The organism is Tsuneonella sp. HG094 (assembly GCF_053819285.1).
The window spans coordinates 1970576-1991062 of the sequence record NZ_JBSORA010000001.1 but is presented as its reverse complement, the minus strand read 5'-3'; the positions used below and the strand labels follow the sequence as shown (position 1 = coordinate 1991062).

The following is a 20487-nucleotide window of genomic DNA, read 5'->3' as shown; positions in this document are numbered from 1 at the left end:
TGACCGGAAGCGCCCTTCCACTGGCACCGAGCGTCTGCTTTCAGGCACTAATTGTACGGCCGGCTACGACCGAGATTGGGGCGCAAAGCGGTCCTTCGGCCAGAGACGAGTCGCAAGTGGACTGGCAGCACCGCCACGGACTGACTCGATCAGTTCGTTGGTAGCGAACATTTGTCAGGCTGCCGGACAATACCTGGACAAGTATTCACTGTGGCCGGGCATACGCTCGACGACATAACGGACGGATTTCTCGATCTCGTCGAATTCCGCTGACAGCTTGTCGGCGGGAATGCGGTCGGCCATCGGGTTGTGGCCTTGCATCGCAATGCCCTGGCCCATCATCACCGCGGCCCAGCTGGTCTCGGTGAAGAGCTCGTCCTCCTCGCGGAAGATCTGGCCGTTCATGCGGAACAGCTCGACCTTCTCGGTCAGGGTGTCGGGGACGTCCATGGTCCGCACGTGGTTCCAGAACGGCGTGTCGTCGCGCGCGGTGGCGTTGTAATGGAGGACCAGAAAGTCGCGGATACGCAGGTATTCCTTGGCGGTCAGGCGGTTGAACGCGTCCTCCTGCACCTGCGTGATCCCTTCGAGCGAGAGCAGTGAGATGAGCTTGTTCACCCCGGTGTTGATGAGGTGGATGGAAGTCGATTCGAGCGGCTCCATGAAACCCGCCGCAAGGCCGAGCGCCACGACGTTGCGGTTCCAGAACTTCTTGCGCCGTCCTGTCACGAAGCGAAGGAAGTTGGGATCGGCCTGCGGCTTGCCGGCCAGGTTTGCGACGAGGATCGCGAGCGCGTCGTCGTCCGACATGAACTCGCTGCAATAGACGTGACCGTTGCCGTTGCGCTGCTGCAGCGGGACACACCATTGCCACCCGGCCGTGTGCGCGGTTGCGCGAGTGAACGGTGCCGGCGGGGAGCCGTCCTCGCGCAAGCAGGGCAGAGCGACTGCGCGGTCGCAGGGGAGAAGATGTCGCCAGTCCTCGTAGCCGGTTTTCAGCGCCTGCTCGATCAGCAATCCCCGGAATCCCGAGCAATCGACGAACAGGTCGCCTTCGATGACCGCGCCGTCCTGCATGGTCACTGAAGTGACGAAGCCGCTCTCGCCGTCCAGCGCGACGTCGGCCACCCGTCCTTCGCGCCGCACGATGCCACGCGCCTCGGCAAAACCGCGCAGGTACTTGGCATAGCGCGAGGCATCGATGTGGTAGGCATAATTCACCGGCGGCAGATCGTCGCGGCGATAGTCCTCGGTACGCGAGAAGCGGCCGAAATAGGCTGCCATCGTCTCGAGGTTGAACGCCTGGATCGGACGGCGGTCGCCGGATTTGCGCGCGCGGTGCCAATGCTGGTGGAAGCCGACCCCGTCGATCGGGTAGCCGTAGGCGCCGAACGGGTGGATATAGCTGTCGCCAAGCTTGCCCCAGTTGACGAACTGAATGCCCAGCTTGAAGCTTGCCTGGGTCGCCGCCATCATTTCGCGCTCGTCGATCCCCAGGAGCTGGTTGAATTCGACGAACGGCGGGATGGTTGCCTCGCCGACCCCGACGGTTCCGATTTCCTCGGATTCGATCAGGGTGATCGTAAGGTCGTTGCCTTCGCGCAGGCGCGACAGCGCGGCAGCCGCCATCCACCCCGCGGTCCCGCCGCCCACGATGACGATTTGCCGGATCGGTTTCACGCGTTTCTCTCCCTCAAACCCCTGTGGCATCGCCAACGCCAGATGCCAATTGTGAACGTTCAATATTCTCTTGTGAACGTTCACGCAATGCGCTAGTCCGGCATCAAGAGCGGGACACGATTCCTGCCATAACGCATAGTGTATCTGGGGAGGATCGCTTGATTCGTCGTCACCGCATCAGCAAGGGCGCGCGCCGCCTGCTCATTCTTTCGAGCGTCTCGGGTCTCGCGCTCGCGGCGCAGCCGGTCCTCGCGCAGGACGCGGCGCCAGATGGAACGACGACGGCGGACGATCAGGACGAGACCGAAGAAGGCCAAATCGTCGTGTCCGGCTTTCGCGCATCGCTCGAGAATGCCCAGTCGCGCAAGCAGGCCGCAGACACCGTTGTCGATGTCATCACGTCCGAGGATATCGGCGCGCTGCCCGATCGCTCGGTCGCCGAAGCGCTGCAGCGCGTGCCCGGCATCAATATCGGCCGCTTCGAGAAGACCAGCGACCCGACGCGCTTTTCGGTCGAAGGGACCGGCGTCATCATCCGCGGCCTTCCGTACACGCGGTCGGAACTCAACGGACGCGACATCTTTTCGGCCAACGGTGGCCGCACGCTGAGCTTCGAGGACGTGTCGCCCGAACTCGTCGGCCGCGTCGAGGTGTTCAAGAACACCACCGCGGACATGATCGAAGGGCAGATCGCCGGTACGGTCAATCTCGTCACCCGCAAGCCGCTCGACAACCGCGGACTGCATCTCGCCGGCTCGATCGAGGCGAATTACGGCGACCTGCGCAAGGAATGGTCGCCGACGTTCAACATCCTCGGTTCGAACACCTGGGAGACGGGGGCGGGCACATTCGGCCTCCAGCTCAGCTATTCGAAGTCCAAGCTCAAGAGCCGTACCGATGCGTCGCAGATCGTCGATTCGTGCTATCGTCCGGCGAACCTCAGCGCGCCGTGCTTCCGCATCTTCGGCGTCAACTCGGGCGGCTTCGGCGCGACGCCGAACTTCACCCCGGACAACTTCCCGCCCGCGGGTTCGGTACTCGTCCCCCAGTTCGCCAACGTGCGCTCCACCACGCTCGATCGCGACCGCGAGGCGATTTCGGCGGTGGGCCAGTTCGAAACGCTCGATGGCGGTCTCGTGATGACGCTGGAGTACCTGCGGTCGAAAACGCAGTTTTTCACGAATGAAGCAGCGATCCTCGGCCGGATCGACGATGGCGTTTCCTCGCCCGACGCTCGCCCCGGAACGACCTTCATCTACGATGAGAACGGGCAATTCGTCAGCGGCATCCTGACGCAGGGCGTCGGCAATGCCTATGCCAACCCGTACGGTCGAGGCGGTATCTCGACCGACATGCTGCGTTTCCTGCGCGACACCCGTTCGCTGACCCAGGACATCTCGTTCGACGCCAAGATGAACTTCACCGACCGCCTGCGCGGCAACGTGGAGATGCAGTACGTCAATTCGAAGTTGTCGCGCGATTCGGTGTTCGGGGCCATGAGTACGTGGTCGGACATCTCGATCGACCTCTCGAAGAGCATCCCGCAGATCGAGTTTCTCGCGCCCGCGGGTTCGCCATCGGACTATTTCACGAGCGGCTTCTACACCTACTACTGGTTCGGCCTCGACAGCCGCGAAAAGAACGACGGCGACATGTTCACGCTTGCGGGCGACCTCGAATACGACCTGAGCGACGACGGCTTCCTCAAGAAGGCGACCTTCGGCGCGCGCTGGGCTTCGCGCGACCGCGTGAACCGCAACACCAACTTCAGCACCTGGGGCAACCTCTCGGCGCCGTGGGCGGGCCGCGCGGGCTGCGCGCCCTGGAATGCTGGTCCGAACTGCCCGTTCGTGCCGGGCCGGTTCTACACCGGCCTGCCTGGTCAGGAATTCGCGATCGGGGGCGGTGCGTTCGTCAGCGATTTCCCGAACTACACGCAGCTGAATTCGGTCTTTGGCGACAACTTCCAGCGGGGCAAGGCGCCCACCCCGATCGCGGGCGGATCGACCTACTTCTACGGCAGCGACACATTCCTCGAGGATTACCTCGCCGGGGAGGTCGTGCCCCAATGGGAAGACATCGCGACTTTCAGCCAGACACCCAACGCCACATTCGGGGTCAGCCGTCGCAGGCAGACCCTGCTCGACGGCACGACAGTCAATTGCGACGTCTACTGCCCGTCCGACATTTCCGACGCGACCGAAATCACGAAGGCGGCTTACGCCCGCGTTGATTTCGGCTCCGATTTCGGCAGCGGCTGGAGCCTCGGCGGCAATGTCGGGGTCCGTTTCGTCCAGACCAGGGTGCGGAGCAATTCCACGCTCGCGTTTCCCGACCCGCGCGACTTCGATGCCCTTGCGACCGGCAATAACGACGGCCGGGTGCAGGTCTCCGAAATCCAGGCCGTCTGCGCGACCCCGCTTCCGGCGGGCCAGCAGCGCCAGTATTGCGACCTGACTCCAGCGCGCCTCGCGGCGTTTGCATCGCTGTACACCGGAGAGGTGATTACCGACAATCGCACCATTACCTTCAACCACTGGTTGCCGTCGCTCAACGTCCGTCTGGACAGCGGTACGGGCGTAGTCCTGCGCGGCGCTGTGTCGAAGGGCATCTCGCGTCCGGATCTCAACCTATTCAACGCAGGCGGGCGCCTCGGCTTCAGCGGCCGAACGACCGACGGGCCGCTGCTGGCGATTTCTACCGGCAACCGGAACCTGCGGCCGCTGACTTCGTGGAACTACGACCTCAGCGCGGAATGGTACTTCGACCGCGTCGGCTCGCTTACCGCAGCCTTCTTCCTGAAGGACATCAAGGGCATCATCCAGAACGGCACGGGCCTGGTGAATTACACCGCGCCGCTGGCCGGTTCGCAGGACGTGATCATCACCGGACCGGCGAACGACCTGTCGGGTACCCTCAAGGGCGTCGAACTGGCTTATCAGCAGACCTACGACTTCCTTCCCGGACTGCTGGGCGGGCTCGGAAGCCAGCTGACCTACACCTATGTCGATGCTGCCGATTTCCGCACCCCGAACATCTCGGGCATCGGATCGCCCTCGGTGAATTCGGCGGGCGGGCCGATTAACGGCGGTCCCTTCACGTCGCTGGTGCCGAACTCCGGCACCTCGAAGCACACGTTGAATGCGACGGTGTTCTACGAGAAGGGCCCGGTGTCGGCGCGCGTCGCCTACAACTGGCGCAGCGCATTCCTGGTGACTCCGCGCGACGACCTGTTCCCGTTCGCTCCCGTGTTCCAGGAAGCGGGCGGCCAGATGGATGCCTCGATCTTCTTCCAGGTGACCGATTACCTGAAAGTCGGCGTGCAGGGCGTGAACCTGCTCGACGAGATCACCAAACTTTCCAACCAGGTCGATTACGACGGCACGCGCGTACTTTCGGCGGCCTTCCGCAACGACCGGCGCTACACCTTCCTCGCCCGCTTCGATTTCTGATCGGGGCGACGGGGAACCGCACGGGGCGGGTAAACGCAGTTGATCGTCTCGGCGGAGGGCTGGCATTGCGCCGCGCAGGGCGCTAGCCAGCCTTCGTTTACAGGGGACCGCTGAATCGATGCCGAGAAGGCGCCAAGCCGTCACGATCAAGCACGTCGCCGCGGATGCCGGGGTGTCGCTGCAGACGGTGAGCCGCGTCATCAATGCCGAGCCCAACGTGCGCGACGAAATGCGCGAGCGGGTGCAAGCTTCGATCGACAAGCTCGGCTATATCCCGTCGATCGCCGCGCAGCGGATGAGCGGATCGCGGTCCTACCTGATCCTCGCGCTCAACGACCGTGACCGCACTATCGAGGCATGGCGTGCAAGGCAGGGTTCGGATTGGGTCGACCAGATGTTGCTGGGCGGGATGCTCAAGTGCGCAGAGCACGGTTACCGCATGCTGTTCGAACTCGTCGATACGCACGACGACCATGTGGAGCGCGAATTGGCGGCGGCGCTGGCTGCGCTCCAGCCCGATGGCGTGATCCTGACTCCACCGCACTCGGACAACCCGCTGATTACCGGCTTCCTCGAGAGCCAGCGAGTACCCTACGCGCGGATCGGCTCGCTGGGCGAGGGTGGGGGAATTCCCCTGGTCATGGGCGACGAGGATGCCGCGCGCGATGCCACCCGGCGTCTGCTGGAACTGGGACATACGCGGATCGGCTTCATAGCCGGGTCGGAGGAATATTCGCTCAGCGAATGGCGCAAGGCAGGGTGGCGTTCGGCAATGTCGGATGCGGGGCTTCCCAGGGACGGCCTCTGCGTGCGTGGGGATTTCAGTTACGAATCCGGTGTCGCCGCAGCACGCGAACTGCTCGCTGGGGACGCGCGACCGACCGCCATCATCGCCAGCAACGACCAGATGAGCCTGGCCGTGCGCGACGTTGCGGCCGAACTCGGCATCGCGATCCCTCGGGAACTGTCGCTGATCAGCTTCGACAACACGCCGGTTACCATCTTCGCGGACCCGCCCCTGACCGCGATCGACCAGCCGGTCGCCGAAACCGTGTCGCGTGCAGTCGAGCTGCTGATCGCCGCAAGCCGGGGCGAGACTCTGCCTGACGGGCCCGAGGTGGTTCCGGCGCGGCTCGTTGAGCGCGGTTCGACCGGGCCGGCCCCGATTGCCACCTGAAGCGGAGCAGGGCCGCCGCTTCCTGTGGCTCTATGCACTTGCGGCAGCGGGCGGCGCTGTTGCCTACGTCCCGTTCCTGACGATCCTGCTGCCCATGCGGTTGACCGCGATGACGGGGACCGGCGATGTCGCTTGGCTCGCCTACGCGACTTTCGCCGGTGCCATCGCCGCCAGCCTGTCTAACATTGCGTTCGGCTGGGCGAGCGACCGCACCCGTACCCGCGTTCCGTGGATCGCTGGGGGTCTTATCGCGTCGTGCGGCCTCCTCGCGGGCTTCGGAATGGTACACGACCTGCCAAAAACGATCGCGCTGCTCGTGCTGTGGCAATGCGCGCTCAACATGATGCTCGCGCCGCTAGCGGCGTGGGCGGGTGACTGCATCCCCGACCACCAGAAAGGAACGCTCGGCGGCCTCCTCGCCTTTGCCCCGGCTGCCGGGGCGGCATCGGGCGTGCTGGTTACCCTGCCCGGGCTCGCGTCGCCGGAAGCCCGGCTGCTGCTGGTTGCCGCACTCGTCTTCGCCTGTGTGTTGCCGGTGCTCGTGGCTGGGCATCCGCGAGCGTTCCCGGCGCTGACCCGCGACGACCCGGGAGAGGTGCGCCCGGCCAGTTCGCGTGCCCAGGTCGCGCGGATGTGGCTCGCGCGCCTGCTGGTCCAGATATCGGAAGCGGCACTGTTTGCATTCCTCTACTTCTGGTTCCGCTCGATAGATCCTGCGATGACCGATGCGCGGGTCGCCCAGGTGTTCAGCGCGATCCTGCTGGGCGCGGTGCCGCTGGCGCTGGTTACGGGGCGCTGGGCGGATCGGACGGGGCGGCCGTTCGTGCCCCTTGCGCTGGCAGCCGCGATCGCCGCAGCAGGACTGTTGGCGATGGCCGCCGCGCCGGGGCTGGGAATGGCGATGGCGGGTTATGTGGTGTTCGGGCTCGCCGCGTCGGTGTTCCTTTCGCTGCACAGCGCGCAGACCTTGCGCGTTCTCCCGCGCGCTGCGCACCGGGGTCGTGACCTCGGGATTTTCAACCTGACCAACACGGTGCCGTCACTGGCAATGCCGTGGCTCGCGCTCGCGCTGGTTCCCGCATTCGGGTTTACGGGGCTGTTCGTGGCGCTTGCCGCCTGTGCGATCGGGTCGACCCTGCTGCTCGTCCGAATGCCGCGCTCGCTTTAGCGGCTTGCAATCGGCTGCGGTGCGTGCGAAACGCCGATTGAGAACGTTCTCATAAGAAAATGGACGACTGACGTGACGGGACGGGTGCGAGGCATTTCAATGGCTTTGGCGAGCGCGCTGGCGCTCGGGGCGTGCATGCATGCGCCGCAGGTCGCGACGCCCGCCGATACGGCGGCGCCGGTCTCCAGCGAGGACGCACGGATCGCGTCGCTGCTTGCGCGCATGTCGCTCGAGCACAAGGTCGCTCAGATCATCCAGCCGCAGATCAACTCGGTGACGCCCGAGGAGATGCGGCAGTATCGCTACGGCAGCTACCTCAACGGCGGTAACGGCGGCCCCTACGGTGACGAATACGCCCCGGCGCGCGACTGGCTGAAACTGGCCGACGAGATGTGGGACGCCTCCACCGCGCCGCTTCCGAACGGCGAGCCCGCAATTCCCACCATCTGGGGCACCGACGCGGTGCACGGCCACACGAACGTGGTCGGCGCGACGATCTTCCCGCACAACATCGGCCTTGGCGCGGCGCGCGATGCCGGGCTGATGCGCCGGATCGGCGAAGCCACTGCGGCGGAGATCGCTGCGACCGGCATCGACTGGAATTTCTCGCCTACCGTAGCGGTCGCGCAGGACGACCGCTGGGGCCGGACCTACGAGAGCTATTCGGAGGATCCCGCGATTGCCGCCGAACTCGGCGCAGCATTGGTTCAGGGCCTGCAGGGCAAGACTGCGCCGCAGGGCCGGATCGGCGCGGGGCACGTTCTCGCCACGGCCAAGCACTTCTTCGGAGACGGCGGTACAGTGCAGGGCGTCGACCAAGGCGACGTCGAGGGTGATATCGCCGCGCTCGAAGCGCTCCATGCCCGTCCTTATCCGGCGGCGATCGCGGCGGGCGTCGAAGCCGTGATGGCGAGCTTCAACTCGATCAACGGCACCAAGATGCACGGCAACAAGCCGCTGCTGACCGGCCTGCTTCGTGGGCGGATGGGCTTCACAGGCGTGGTCGTGGGCGACTGGAATGGCCATGCGCAGATCCCCGGATGCACGAACTCTAACTGCCCGCAGGCGCTGCTCGCCGGACTCGACATCTACATGGTGCCGGATGACGCGAAGGCGCTCCATGCAAGCCTGCTCGCCCAAGTGAAGGACGGCACGATACCGGTGGCGCGACTGGACGAGGCCGTCGGCCGCGTGCTGCGGATGAAGCTGCGGGCGGGCCTGCTCGACGCAGATGCCAAGCGGCCGTCGGCGCGGCTGCATGGCGGCGACATGGCGCTGCTCGGATCGGCGGCGCATCGTGCGATCGCGCGCGAGGCGGTGGCGAAGAGCCAAGTGCTGCTCAAGAACGATGGCGTGCTGCCGCTGAAGGCGGGGGCAAAGATCCTCGTCGCGGGCCGCGCGGCCGACGACATTGCGCAGGCCAGCGGCGGCTGGACGTTGACGTGGCAGGGCGGTGAGGACCTCACCAATGCCCGCTTTCCCGGCGCGACCTCGATCTGGGCGGGGCTGAAGGCCGCTGCGGCAGAGGTGGGCGGATCGGCGATCCTGTCTCCGACCGGCAGTTATTCGACGAGGCCCGATGTCGCAGTCGTCGTGTTCGGCGAGGAACCGTACGCCGAATTCGCGGGCGACCGAAAGGACGCGGTCTTCACCGATACAGAAGGGCTGGACCTGCTCCGCAAGTATCGTGCGGCGGGTATCCGCACCGTTGCGGTATTCCTCTCGGGCCGCCCGATGTGGATGAACCGCGAGCTGAACGCCGCCGATGCTTTCGTCGCGAGCTGGCTGCCGGGCGGGGAGGGCGCGGGCGTGGCCGACGTCCTGTTCGGCAAGCAACCCGCAACCGGACGACTGTCGTTCACCTGGCCCTCGGGCTGCACCGGACAGCCGGTCAACGGTTCGGCCGGCGCACTGTTCGAGCGCGGATACGGTCTCTCGTTCGGCCAGAAGTCCACGCTCGCCCGCCTGAGCGAGGACTGCGGCATCCTTGATGCCAAGAGCGCCGAGTGGTTCGACATGGGCCGACTTGGTGCGGGCATCGCGGCGCGGGGCGGTTCGGTCGATCTGCCGGGCCTGCGGGGCACGGGAGGCGGGATCACCGCCAAGGGCTTCGACCGTAACCGGCAGGAAGATGCGCGAGAGATCGCTTTCGCTGCCGGATCGACCCTGACCCTCTCAAGCGGCGGATCGGGTACAGGCGGTTACCGCGTGCTCTACGAGCTTGCCAATCCTCCCAGCGCGCCGGTCACGCTGACCGTCGGCGGCAAGGCGATCGACATAACCGCGGGACTGACAACTTCGGGCGGCAAGGGCTGGCGTGAGATGGTGGTCACGGGAGCCTGTGCGCCGACCAGTGGCACCACGTTGTCGCTGACCAGCGCAGCGCCGCTCGTTTTGCGGATTGCGAGGATTGCGCGGCAGGATATTCCCGCAAACGTGGAATGCTCGTTCTGAGCGCAGGATTTGCCCGACCGCAACTGCGGCGGACCTTACGGGGAGTGAACTGACATGGCCTTGGCACCGTCTACCGCGACGAGCACCGACAGCAATCCGATCGGCGAGCCGGGGACGCAGATTGATGCGCCGGGGCTGAACTATTTCGTCTTCGCGCTGTTCTTCATCTTCGGCGGCATCACCAGCCTCAACGACGTGATCCTGCCCAAGCTGAAGGAGCTCTTCACGCTCAACTACACGCAGGCGATGCTGATCCAGTTCTGCTTCTTCACCGCCTACCTGGTGATCGGCATTCCGGGCGCGCAGCTCGTCAAGCGGATCGGCTACATGCGCGGCGCGGTCGTGGGCCTGCTCACCATGATGACCGGCTGCCTGCTGTTCATCCCGGCGAGCCAGACTGCGACCTATGGCCTTTTCTTGTTCGCGCTGTTCGTCCTCGCGAGCGGCGTGGTGGTGGTTCAGGTGGTCACCAACCCTCTCATCAGTCTGCTCGGGCCGCAGCAGACGGTGCACAGTCGCCTGACCTTTGCGCAGGCGTTCAACAGCCTTGGCACGACCATCTTCCCGCTGGTCGGCGCGACGCTGATCCTCGGTAGCCTTGCCGGGGTCACCGCCGCCGAACTTTCGGGCGCCGCGCTCGAGCAGTATCGCACCGCCGAAAGCCAGGCGATCGTGCGGACCTACATCGGCCTGGCCGTAGCGCTCGCCGTGATCGCCGCCGTCGTCTGGGCGTTCCGCAACCGCCTGAAGGGCGAGCGGCACGAGCAGTCCTCGCTCACGGGCGGGTTTCAGCTCCTGAAGCGCACCCGCTTCGGCTGGGGCGCAATGTGTATCTTTCTCTACGTCGGGGCAGAGGTCGCGATCGGTTCCCTGATCGTGAACTACCTGATGCAGGAAGGCGTCATGGGCCTAGCCGAACAGGACGCGGGCCGGATGATCGCGTATTACTGGGGCGGCGCACTGGTGGGTCGGCTGATCGGGTCGGCGGTGCTGCGCGTGGTCAGTCCGGGCATGGTGCTGGCGGGCGTTGCGATCGGGGCGATCACACTGCTCGCGATCTCGACCAACACGACCGGGACGACCTCGGGCTACAGCCTGCTCGCGATCGGCTTGATGAATTCGATCATGTTCCCGACGATCTTCAGCCTCGCCTGCGAAAAGCTCGGCGCGAAGGCGGCAGACGGGTCAGGCATCATCAACATCGCCATCTTCGGCGGAGCGGTGATCCCGCTCCTCACCGGCATGATCGCCGATGCCAGCGGCAGCCTTGCCACCGCGATGATCCTGCCCGCCATCTGCTATGCCATCATCGCCGCCTTCGGATGGTACGCACGGCGTCCGGCGTAACTTTTCCTGCTGGGTGCGTATCGCCGAGGCGCTAAAGGGCGAGCGATGAGAATGTCTCGGGGACACTGGTTCTGGGTCGGTTGCGCAGCGATCAGCGCAGGGGTGCTGCTGCACCTGCCGATGCTGGCGATGGCCCACGCGATGGGCAACCACCTCGCCGGGATGGAGACCGACGTCCCGATGCTCGTCGGCATGGGGCTGATCGTGCTCGGCGTGCCGCTTGCGGCCTACGGTGCCATCCCCGCCGTGCGCCCCCATCATGGTGCGAAAGCCCGCACGACGTTCGAGGCGCCCGACGATACACCGCTCGGGCGCTGGCACGTGCTGACCCTTCTCGCGCTCACGCTGGCGCTCATCATCGATACGATGAAGCCCGCGACGCTCGGGTTTGTTTTGCCCGGGCTCCGCACCGAATACGGCGTCCCCGTATCGACTGCCGCGCTGCTGCCGCTGGTGGCTCTGATCGGAACGACCATCGGCTCGTTCGTCTGGGGCTGGCTCGCCGACACCTACGGTCGGCGGGTCTCGATCCTGCTTTCGACGATCCTGTTCGTCGCCACCTCGATCTGCGGCGCCATGCCCGCATTCGAGTGGAACCTCGTGATGTGCTTCCTCATGGGTCTGTCGGCCGGGGGGATGCTGCCGGTCGTCTACGCACTGCTCGCCGAAGTCATGCCGCCACGACACCGGAGCTGGGTGTTGGTGCTGGTCGGCGGGACGGGTCTCGTCGGTGGATTGCTCGCGGCGGGGGCGGCGGCGTGGTTGTTCGAGCCGATCTACGGTTGGCGCGCGCTCTGGCTGCAGGGCTTTCCGACGGGATTGCTGCTGCTCGCGCTTGCTCCGCTTATCCCCGAATCGCCGCGTTTCCTGTCGGAAATGGGTGACGAGCGCCGCCTGGCGAAACTGGCCGAGCGCTTTGGCATCGTGGAGGTCAATCGTAGCGAGTTGCCAGACATCCGCCCGAAGACTGCGAGTGCGCGCGGACTCACCGTCGCGCTAACGCTGGCGGCGCTCGCATGGAGCCTGATCAATTTCGGCATCCTGCTCTGGTTGCCGAGCGACCTGCAGGCTCGGGGTCTCTCGTCGAGTGTCGTCAGCGGCGTCCTTGCCAGTTCCGCGCTGATCGCGCTGCCGACTGTTGCGCTCGCGGCGCTGCTCTACAGCCGGTGGAGCGCCAAATGGACGCTGGTGGGAGCGATGACGCTCGCCGGGCTCGGTCTGGTCACCGCGTTGCTGCCCGCGAGCGTGCTGCGCGACAACGCAGTCCTCTTCGCCACTATCGCGATGCTGGTGGCCGGGACCAACGGCCTCATCGCGCTGCTCCTGCCGTTCACGGCGGAGAGCTATCCTCTCGGCTCGCGCGGCCGGGCGACGGGACTCGTGGCGGGCAGCAGCAAGTTCGGCGGGGTCGCGGTACAGGTCGGCGCCCTGGCGGGTTTCGTTCCCACGCTCGTCGGCCTCGCCGCAGCGCTGATCGCCCCGATGGCGCTCGCGGGCGTGCTCGTTTCGCTCTTCGGACGCGAGACCCGTGGCCGTAGCCTGCATGAACTCGAAGGGTAATCGAGGCTCACCCTTTCGCGGGTAGAAGCGTGTCGCGTCCCTCGCTCGCGCAGCGCAGCAGCCATTCCTTGCCTGCACGCACCCGAGCGAGGCCCTGCGTGTCCTGGTGAGTAACGATCCAGAAACTGCGGACGACGCTGTGATCCGGACACACCGGGACGAGGTCGCCGGTCTGTGTTGCGATAAACTGCGGCAGGACCCCGATTCCGGCACCCTCCGCGATCAGGCGGTGCTGGGCGTTGATGCTCGAGGAGCGTAGCCGTGCGGTGAGCGCCGGGTCGAACTCGGCGAGGTAGTTGAGTTCGGGCGCATAGACGAGGTCGGGCACATAGCTGACCAGTGTATGCCCTTGCGCCAGTTCCGCCGGGGCTTTCGGTTTGCCGAACCGGTCGAGATAGGCGGGGCTCGCATACAGCATCAGGCGGTAGTCGGCGAGTTTTTGGCTCAGGACCGGACCGGCCTTGGGCCGCGACAGCATGACCGCGATGTCCGCCTCGCGCCGCGACGGGCTGAGGAACCCGCTGTTGGCGATGAGGTCGACCACGAGGTTGGGATGCGCTTCCGCGAATGCACCGAGATAGGGGGTGAGGAAGCGGGTGCCGAACCCTTCCGAGACGCTGATCCGCAGGTTGCCGCTGAGGCCCGCGTGGGGCCCCATCGATTCATCGATCCCTCGCGCCGCCTCGGCCATTGCCTCAGCCCTTGCGAGGAGGGCCTCGCCCGCTTCGGTCAGCATCTGTCCCTCTCGAGCCCGTTCGAACAGCGCGACCTCGAGAAAGGTTTCGAGCCGCCGCAGCCGGCGGCCGAGAGTGGTCGGGTCTAGTTGCAGGCGCGTGGCGGCGCGGTTGATCTGTCCCGCTTGTGCGACCGCGAGAAATACCCGGACGTCGTTCCAGTTGAGTGACTGCATAATTGCAGGTTGTAGCTGCGAATCGCGCCCTTGTCTGCATCGGTGCGTTCGCTACCGTTGCCGGACAGTTTGGGAGAATTTCGGATGCGTCAGATCGATCACTTCATGGTGGGTGGTCCTGCCAGCCCGTCGGGCCGCAGCCATAAGGTTTGGAACCCATCGACGGGCGAGGTGCAGGCCGAAGTCGCGCTTGGCGATGCCGCGCTGCTCGACCGTGCAGTGGCGAGCGCGAAGAAGGTCCAGCCTGAATGGGCCGCGACCAACCCCCAGCGCCGCGCGCGGATCATGTTCGCGTTCAAGCAGCTTGTCGAAGCGAACCGGCAGGAACTGGCCGAACTGCTCGCCAGCGAGCACGGCAAGGTGGTCGAGGACGCACAGGGCGACATCCAGCGCGGGCTCGAAGTGATCGAATATGCCTGCGGCATCCCGCAGGTGCTGAAGGGCGAGTACACCCTTGGCGCCGGGCCGGGCATCGACGTCTACTCGGCACGCCAGCCGCTCGGCATTGGCGCAGGCATCACGCCGTTCAACTTTCCCGCGATGATCCCGATGTGGATGTTCGGCATGGCGATCGCCGCGGGCAACGCCTTCATCCTCAAGCCCAGCGAGCGCGACCCGAGCGTGCCGGTGCGGCTGGCCGAGCTGTTCCTCGAAGCCGGTGCGCCCGAAGGACTGCTGCAGGTCGTCCACGGCGACAAGGAGATGGTCGACGCGATCCTCGATCACCCGGACATCGCTGCGGTCAGCTTCGTCGGCTCCAGCGACATCGCGCACTACGTCTACAAGCGCGGCGTCGCTGCCGGCAAGCGCGTGCAGGCGATGGGCGGGGCGAAGAACCACGGGATCGTGATGCCCGATGCCGATCTCGACCAGGTGGTCGGTGACCTCGCGGGTGCCGCCTTCGGCTCGGCGGGCGAGCGCTGCATGGCGCTGCCCGTCGTGGTGCCGGTGGGCGACGACACGGCAGACCGTTTGCGCGAGAAGCTGATCCCGGCAATCGAAGCACTGCGCGTTGGCGTATCCACCGACAAGGACGCCCACTACGGCCCCGTCGTCACCCCCGAACACAAAGCGCGGGTCGAGGCGTGGATCGACACCGCCGAGAAGGAAGGCGCGGAGGTCGTCATCGACGGGCGCGGGTTCAGCCTGCAGGGCCACGAGAAGGGCTTCTTCATCGGCCCGACGCTGCTCGACCGCGTCACGCCCGACATGGAAAGCTACAAGGAAGAGATCTTCGGACCCGTCCTCCAGATCGTCCGCGCCAAGGATTTCGAGGAGGCGGTGCGCCTTCCCAGCGAGCATCAGTACGGCAACGGCGTCGCGATCTTCACCCGCAACGGCCACGCCGCACGCGAATTCGCCAACCGCGTCAACGTCGGCATGGTCGGCATCAACGTGCCGATCCCGGTCCCGGTCGCCTACCACTCGTTCGGCGGATGGAAGCGCAGCGCGTTCGGCGACACCAACCAGTACGGGACCGAGGGCCTCAAGTTCTGGACCAAGGTCAAGACCGTCACCCAGCGCTGGCCCGACGGTGGCGGCGACGGGTCGAACGCCTTCATCATCCCGACGATGGGTTGAGGGGGGGACCGCACATGAAGATCGCCTTCATCGGCCTCGGCAACATGGGCGGCGGAATGGCTGCGAACCTCGTCAAGGCGGGGCACGCGGTGAACGCCTTCGACCTTAGCGAAGCGGCGCTCGCGGCGGCGAAGGAGCACGGCTGCGCGACGTTCACCGATGCCGCGCAGGCGGTCAAAGGTGTCGAGGCGGTCGTCACGATGCTGCCCAACGGCGCCATCGTGAAATCGGTCTACGAGGGCAGCGTGATCGGCAGGGCACCCGCTAGCGCGATCCTGCTCGACTGCTCGACGATCGACGTCGCCACCGCGCGCGAGGTAATCTCGGCGGCGGAAGGCGTGGGCTACGCGATGGTCGATGCGCCGGTCAGCGGCGGGATCGCCGCGGCGAACGGCGGCACGCTGACCTTCATGGTCGGCGGTAGCGAAGAGGCGTTCGGGCGTGCCAGGCCGATCCTCGAAGCGATGGGCAAGGCGGTGATCCACGCGGGCGCGGCGGGCAACGGGCAGGCGGCCAAGATCTGCAACAACATGCTGCTCGGCATCCACATGATCGGCACCTGCGAGGCCTTCGCGATGGCCGAGAAGCTGGGTCTCGACCCGCAGACCTTCTACGACATTTCCAGCGTGTCGAGCGGCCAGTGCTGGTCGATGACGAGCTACTGCCCGGTCCCGGGTGTCGGCCCGACCACCCCGGCCGACAACGACTACAAGGGCGGCTTCGCGGCGGGCCTGATGCTCAAGGACCTGCGTCTCGCGATGGACGCCGCCGAGGATGCCGATGCCGCCGTGCCGCTCGCTGCGCGGGCGCGGGCGCTGTACGAGGACTACGTCGGCGCAGGCAACGCCGAGGTCGATTTCAGCGGGATCATCCGCACGCTGCGGTGACGGTTTCCGCTTCGGCGGTCAGTGCCACCAGTGCGGGCAGGAAGTCCCGCGCGAGGCTGCGGGCCGCATCGGCGGTCGCCTCCGGGTCGGCCTCGTCGCCGACCTCGTAAGTGTATGACGGCACCCCGTAGCAGGCGAAGAACCAGTTCTTCGCGGTGCCCGATCCGGGGTTGGCGTTGCGCGGCTCGATCGTGAACGGATAGCCGGCGAAACGGGCCTCCTTGCCGCCGAGGAAACGGTCGAGGAAGCGGAGTTGGGGAGCGCTCGCCTCGTCGCCCTGGACGTAGAACAGGCTGCGTGCGGTCGAGTGGAAATCGATCATCGCGACCGGACGGCTGCGCGACGCCTCGCGCGCCAGCCAGTCGCGCAAAGCACGCGTCTCGGGCTGGGTGAACGGACCCCAGTCGCGGTTGAGGTCCACTCCGCCGCGGTTCGCGCGCCAGTGCCCGCGTTCGACCCCGTCAGGGTTGAGGAGGGGGACAGCGATTACCTGGTATTCGCGCGCAAGAGCGCTGTCCGACATGAGAATCCGCGCCAGTTCGGCGACGAACGGCTCGAGCGCGTAGGTGCCGGTCACCTCCGGCGGATGCTGCCGACCGAGGACGACGACAAGTCGGCGCGCGGCGGGATCGCCGAACCGGATGGCCTCGATCGGACGACCGTCGAGCGACCGGCCAAGGATTACCTGATGGGCACCGAACTCGCTGGCGAGGCGGATCGCGAACCGCGCATGGTCCTCGGCATCGACGATCGGCTGGGCGCTGACCGTGCCCGATCCAGCGGGCAGCGTGAGTGCAGCGCTGCGGCCATTGGCCGTCAACTCGACCGGCAACTCACGCATAGCGCCATCCTGCGCCAGCTTCGGCGAATAGCGGTGCGCCGCGTGGAGATATTCGATCCGTACACGCACCGGGTCGCCGGTCATCGCGGTGTAGCGAAAAGCGTACCACGGGCTCGGGTTGATCGGCGGCGCGTGTTCGGGCGCGACGACCAGCGCAAAGGCACGCGGCCCCTCGATCACGCATTGCGACGTCGAGGCCCCCGCGAAATCGAAGGCAATGCTCGCCTCCGCCGTCGAACAACCAGAGGTTCGCTCGTCGAGCGATGGCGAAGGCAGGTGCGTGCAGCCCGCCAGCAGCGCGACAAGCGGCAATCCGATCGTCGCGATCCTGGCGGGCATGTCACGCAATGATCAGAACGTCTTTCTCAGTTCGATGGCAAACTGCCGCCCGCGCGGGCTGTGCAAGTCGCTGTAGTAACCATAGGTCTCGTCGGCCAGCGGCGGGTCGGTGTCGAACAGATTGTTGATCGCGAACCGCAGGCGGGTGCCGTTGAGGGGCGTGTCGTTCTTGATCGTGTAAGCGACCGACACGTTCATCGTGAAGATGTCGTCGACGGGGAAGAAGTTGGCGTTCGGATCGTCGGACACAATCAACACGTCGCGCACGACGCTGGTATCGTAGAACTTGCCCACGTAGCTGCCGAACAGGCCGACATCGACGGGTCCCTTCTCCCAGTTTATCGATCCGCTCGCACGCCACTTTGGGCGTCCGTCGGCTTCGAGCAGTTCGCCGAGGCCGACGACGGTCACGTCGAGCGGGAGCGTCCCGGCAGCGATCGCATCGACGATCTCCTGCCCGTCGGCACCTGCTCTTTGAACGAAGCTGTCGAGGCGGGCGGCGTTCAGGCGGACGCGGAAGTCGCCGGCGCCGAAATCGGGCACGCGGTAGACTAGGCCGAAGTCCCACCCCTTCGACACGCGGCTGTCGAGGTTGAGATAGGGATCGAGCACGCGCACGATACGGCCCGCGGGGGCGAGGCCGGTCCCGGTGAACAACGCGATGTCATCGGCCGTCGGGGTCGCGCGGATCACGTTCGGGTTGGTGCTGCCGCCCAGGCGGCGTAGCAGGTCGAGCGCGATCGCGTTGTCGTCGCCGAAAGTGCCGACGAGGCCGGTCTGCTTCACGCGCCAGTAGTCGGCGGTGATCGTCAGGCCGGGGATGAACTCCGGTTCGAGCACCACGCCCAGGTTGATGCTCTCGCTGTCCTCCGGCTTCAGGTCGCGCGCGCCAGAGCGGAAGCTGATCACGCCCGCGCCGGGGCAGGCGGCGAGGCTGCTGAGCAGTCCCTTCTGCACTTGCGCCTGGCAGATCACGAAGTCGTCACGAGTGTTCGACCGGGTGGTACCGTCGTCGTTGACCTGCACCAGGTTCGGAGCGCGGAAGCCCTGCGACCATGCGCCGCGGAAGGTTACGCCGGGGAGCGTGGTCCATGACGCGGCGATGCGCGGAACCTTCGCAGTCGCCTCGATATCGGCGAAGCGTTCGATCCGGCCGGCGAGCTGGACGTTGAACGCCTCTACCAGCGGGATGTCCATCTCCGGGCTGACGACCGGTACGAACAGCTCGGTGAAGGCCGAATAGACGTTGCGGACGCCGTCGGTATCGGGCGATTCGCTCGTACCCGCCACGTCGCTACCGTTGAACACGCCGGTCACGCTGTCGGTGAAGGTGATCGTCCCGTCGAGGCGCGGGTCGCGGTCGTCATAGAAGGTCTCGCGCCGCCACTCGATTCCGGCCGCGACGCCGACGTTGCCGCCGGGCAGCGAGAACAGGTCATCACGGCTAAGCTTGAAGTCGGCCAGCGCAAGGCTGGTGCCGCCCTTGCGGAACACGTCGATGCGGAACGGATCGATCGAAGAGGTGGGATTGGGCGTGCAATCGCCGAGGCCCGGATCGCCAAGGCAACCGCCGTTGAACGGATTGTAGCCATCGGGTGTGGTCAGGTTGATCTGGCGCTGCATCAGCGTGAGCGAGACACGGTTTCGCTCAAGGTCGATCGTATCGGCTTCGGAATAGACGAACCCGGTGTCGAAATCCCACGCGCCGAAGTTGCCGCGCAGGCCGCCGACGAGACGGTAGCTGTCCTTTTCCACGTCGATGATGCGGTTACCCGCGTCCACGAAGCGGTACCGCTCCATGATCAGGTCTGCGCCTTCGGCCGGGATCGTAGTACCGGGCAGACGCTGCGGGTTGGGCAGGCCGTTCCGCAGGGTCGGTCCGAACGGATTGTAATAGGCGTTGCGCGAGATGCCGACGGGCACCGCGCTCAAGATCGCCGAAGCGTCGAAATTCCGCTCGCTCTGCGACTTGTAATAGCTGCCTTCGAAGTAGGCCTCGATATTGTCGGTGAGCTCGTAGCTGAGCAGCGCCATCGCGTTGTAGCGATCCTTCTCGCTGATCAGGCTGTTGCCGAACACCGTGTTGTAGCGGACTGCAGCGACCGGGGTTTCGCCGTTGCGCGCGCAGATGCCGTTGCGGAAGTCCATTCGGCAACCGGTGAAGGTGCCCGGCTGAAGGTAGAAATCGTCGTCGGCGATCGGCGTGCGGTTCGAGGGCGCCTGGATGTCGAACTGTCCGAAGGGTCCGAAAGTGTTGCGGTTGTTGAACGAAGCATCGCCGGCAAAGTCGGTGCCTTCGACCAGCGGCAGCTTGTTGTCGTCGCGGGCATAATCGCGCGCGGTCACCGGCAGGCCGTTCTCGTGGAAGTAGCTGCCGTAGACGGTCACGTTGCCGCGCCCGCCGCCGAAATCGAAGCCATAGCCGCCGGTCAGCGTCACGCTGTAGAGGCTGGTCCCGTCGGACATGCGGTAGTCGCCTTCGAGGAACCCGCCCTTGAGGTTGCCCTTGAGCTGCGTGTTGATCACGCCCGCCACCGCATCCGCGCCATAAAGCGCCGAGGCGCCGTCGCGCAGCACTTCGATCCGGCGCACGCTGCCCGGCGCGATCTCGTTGGTGTCGGGGGAGACGACCGGGACGAGCAGCTCGGTCTGGAAGCCGGGGTGCAGGTTCATCCGGCGGCCGTTGATCAGCAGCAGCGTGTTGCCGGTGCCGAGGTCGCGCAGGTTGATCGAGCCGACATCGCCACGCACGTTGTTCTGCGTCGTCGCGTTCTGCTCGTTGAAGGCGACCGTGCCCGCCTGCGGGATGGCGCGGAACATCTCGTCGCCCGAGGAAGCGCCGCTGTTCTCGATCGACTGCTCGTCGACCACGGTCACGGGCAGCACGTCGTTGATCTGCGCGCCTTGGATCTGGGTGCCGGTGACGACGATTTCGCTCTCCGGCGCAGTTTCGGGCGCGACTTCGGCGGTCGCGCTGGGCGTGCCGGTGTCCTGCGCGCGGGCGATGCCGCCGCCGAGAACTGCAAGGCTCGCGCCGGCGAGCAGGGCGACCCGGCCGATGGTGATGGTACGCATGGATTCCTCCCGTTTA

Annotated in this window: 12 protein-coding genes; 8 read left to right on the top strand and 4 right to left on the bottom strand. The window is 66.0% G+C overall.

The window, feature by feature from the left end:
* Positions 1 to 174 precede the first annotated feature (174 nt).
* A complete protein-coding gene (locus tag ACWPMX_RS09905) occupies positions 175 to 1710 on the bottom strand; it encodes a tryptophan halogenase family protein (protein ID WP_455699856.1) in 1536 nt (511 codons plus the stop codon).
* A 128-nt stretch (positions 1711 to 1838) separates the two neighbouring features.
* Between ACWPMX_RS09905 and ACWPMX_RS09900 the strand changes: the two genes are divergently transcribed.
* From ACWPMX_RS09900 to ACWPMX_RS09875, 6 genes are all read left to right on the top strand, one after another.
* Positions 1839 to 5132: a TonB-dependent receptor gene (locus tag ACWPMX_RS09900; RefSeq protein WP_455699855.1), complete on the top strand. Its 3294-nt coding sequence runs from the start codon at positions 1839 to 1841 to the stop codon at positions 5130 to 5132.
* Between the two features lie 118 nt (positions 5133 to 5250).
* The gene (locus ACWPMX_RS09895; RefSeq protein WP_455699854.1) at positions 5251 to 6309 is read left to right on the top strand and encodes a LacI family DNA-binding transcriptional regulator; all 1059 of its coding nucleotides are present in this window, start codon (positions 5251 to 5253) and stop codon (positions 6307 to 6309) included.
* Positions 6299 to 7477 carry an MFS transporter gene (locus ACWPMX_RS09890; RefSeq protein WP_455699853.1) on the top strand — a complete coding sequence of 393 codons (1179 nt, stop codon included), beginning with the start codon at positions 6299 to 6301 and terminating at the stop codon, positions 7475 to 7477. The genes ACWPMX_RS09895 and ACWPMX_RS09890 overlap by 11 nt, the downstream gene beginning before the upstream one ends.
* A gap of 99 nt (positions 7478 to 7576) precedes the next feature.
* Positions 7577 to 9931 (top strand): glycoside hydrolase family 3 N-terminal domain-containing protein, encoded by a 2355-nt coding sequence (locus ACWPMX_RS09885; protein ID WP_455699852.1) that lies wholly within the window; start codon positions 7577 to 7579, stop codon positions 9929 to 9931.
* Positions 9932 to 9985: 54 nt separating this feature from the next.
* A complete protein-coding gene (locus ACWPMX_RS09880; protein WP_455699851.1) occupies positions 9986 to 11278 on the top strand; it encodes a sugar MFS transporter in 1293 nt (430 codons plus the stop codon).
* A gap of 45 nt (positions 11279 to 11323) precedes the next feature.
* Positions 11324 to 12838 carry an MFS transporter gene (locus ACWPMX_RS09875; protein ID WP_455699850.1) on the top strand — a complete coding sequence of 505 codons (1515 nt, stop codon included), beginning with the start codon at positions 11324 to 11326 and terminating at the stop codon, positions 12836 to 12838.
* Between the two features lie 7 nt (positions 12839 to 12845).
* Here ACWPMX_RS09875 and ACWPMX_RS09870 read toward each other — a convergent pair whose 3' ends face one another.
* A complete protein-coding gene (locus ACWPMX_RS09870; protein ID WP_455699849.1) occupies positions 12846 to 13748 on the bottom strand; it encodes a LysR family transcriptional regulator in 903 nt (300 codons plus the stop codon).
* A gap of 84 nt (positions 13749 to 13832) precedes the next feature.
* Here ACWPMX_RS09870 and ACWPMX_RS09865 point away from each other — a divergent pair, with 84 nt between their 5' ends.
* A complete protein-coding gene (locus ACWPMX_RS09865; protein WP_455699848.1) occupies positions 13833 to 15329 on the top strand; it encodes a CoA-acylating methylmalonate-semialdehyde dehydrogenase in 1497 nt (498 codons plus the stop codon).
* Between the two features lie 14 nt (positions 15330 to 15343).
* On the top strand, positions 15344 to 16216 hold the full coding sequence (gene mmsB, locus ACWPMX_RS09860; RefSeq protein ID WP_455699847.1) for a 3-hydroxyisobutyrate dehydrogenase: 873 nt from the start codon (positions 15344 to 15346) through the stop codon (positions 16214 to 16216).
* Here the strand turns inward: mmsB and ACWPMX_RS09855 are convergent.
* Positions 16197 to 17396, bottom strand: a complete 1200-nt coding sequence (locus tag ACWPMX_RS09855) for a M14 family metallopeptidase (RefSeq protein ID WP_455700763.1) — start codon at positions 17394 to 17396, stop codon at positions 16197 to 16199. The genes mmsB and ACWPMX_RS09855 overlap by 20 nt on opposite strands.
* 12 nt (positions 17397 to 17408) lie before the next feature.
* A complete protein-coding gene (locus ACWPMX_RS09850; RefSeq protein ID WP_455699846.1) occupies positions 17409 to 20471 on the bottom strand; it encodes a TonB-dependent receptor domain-containing protein in 3063 nt (1020 codons plus the stop codon).
* Positions 20472 to 20487: the final 16 nt, after the last annotated feature.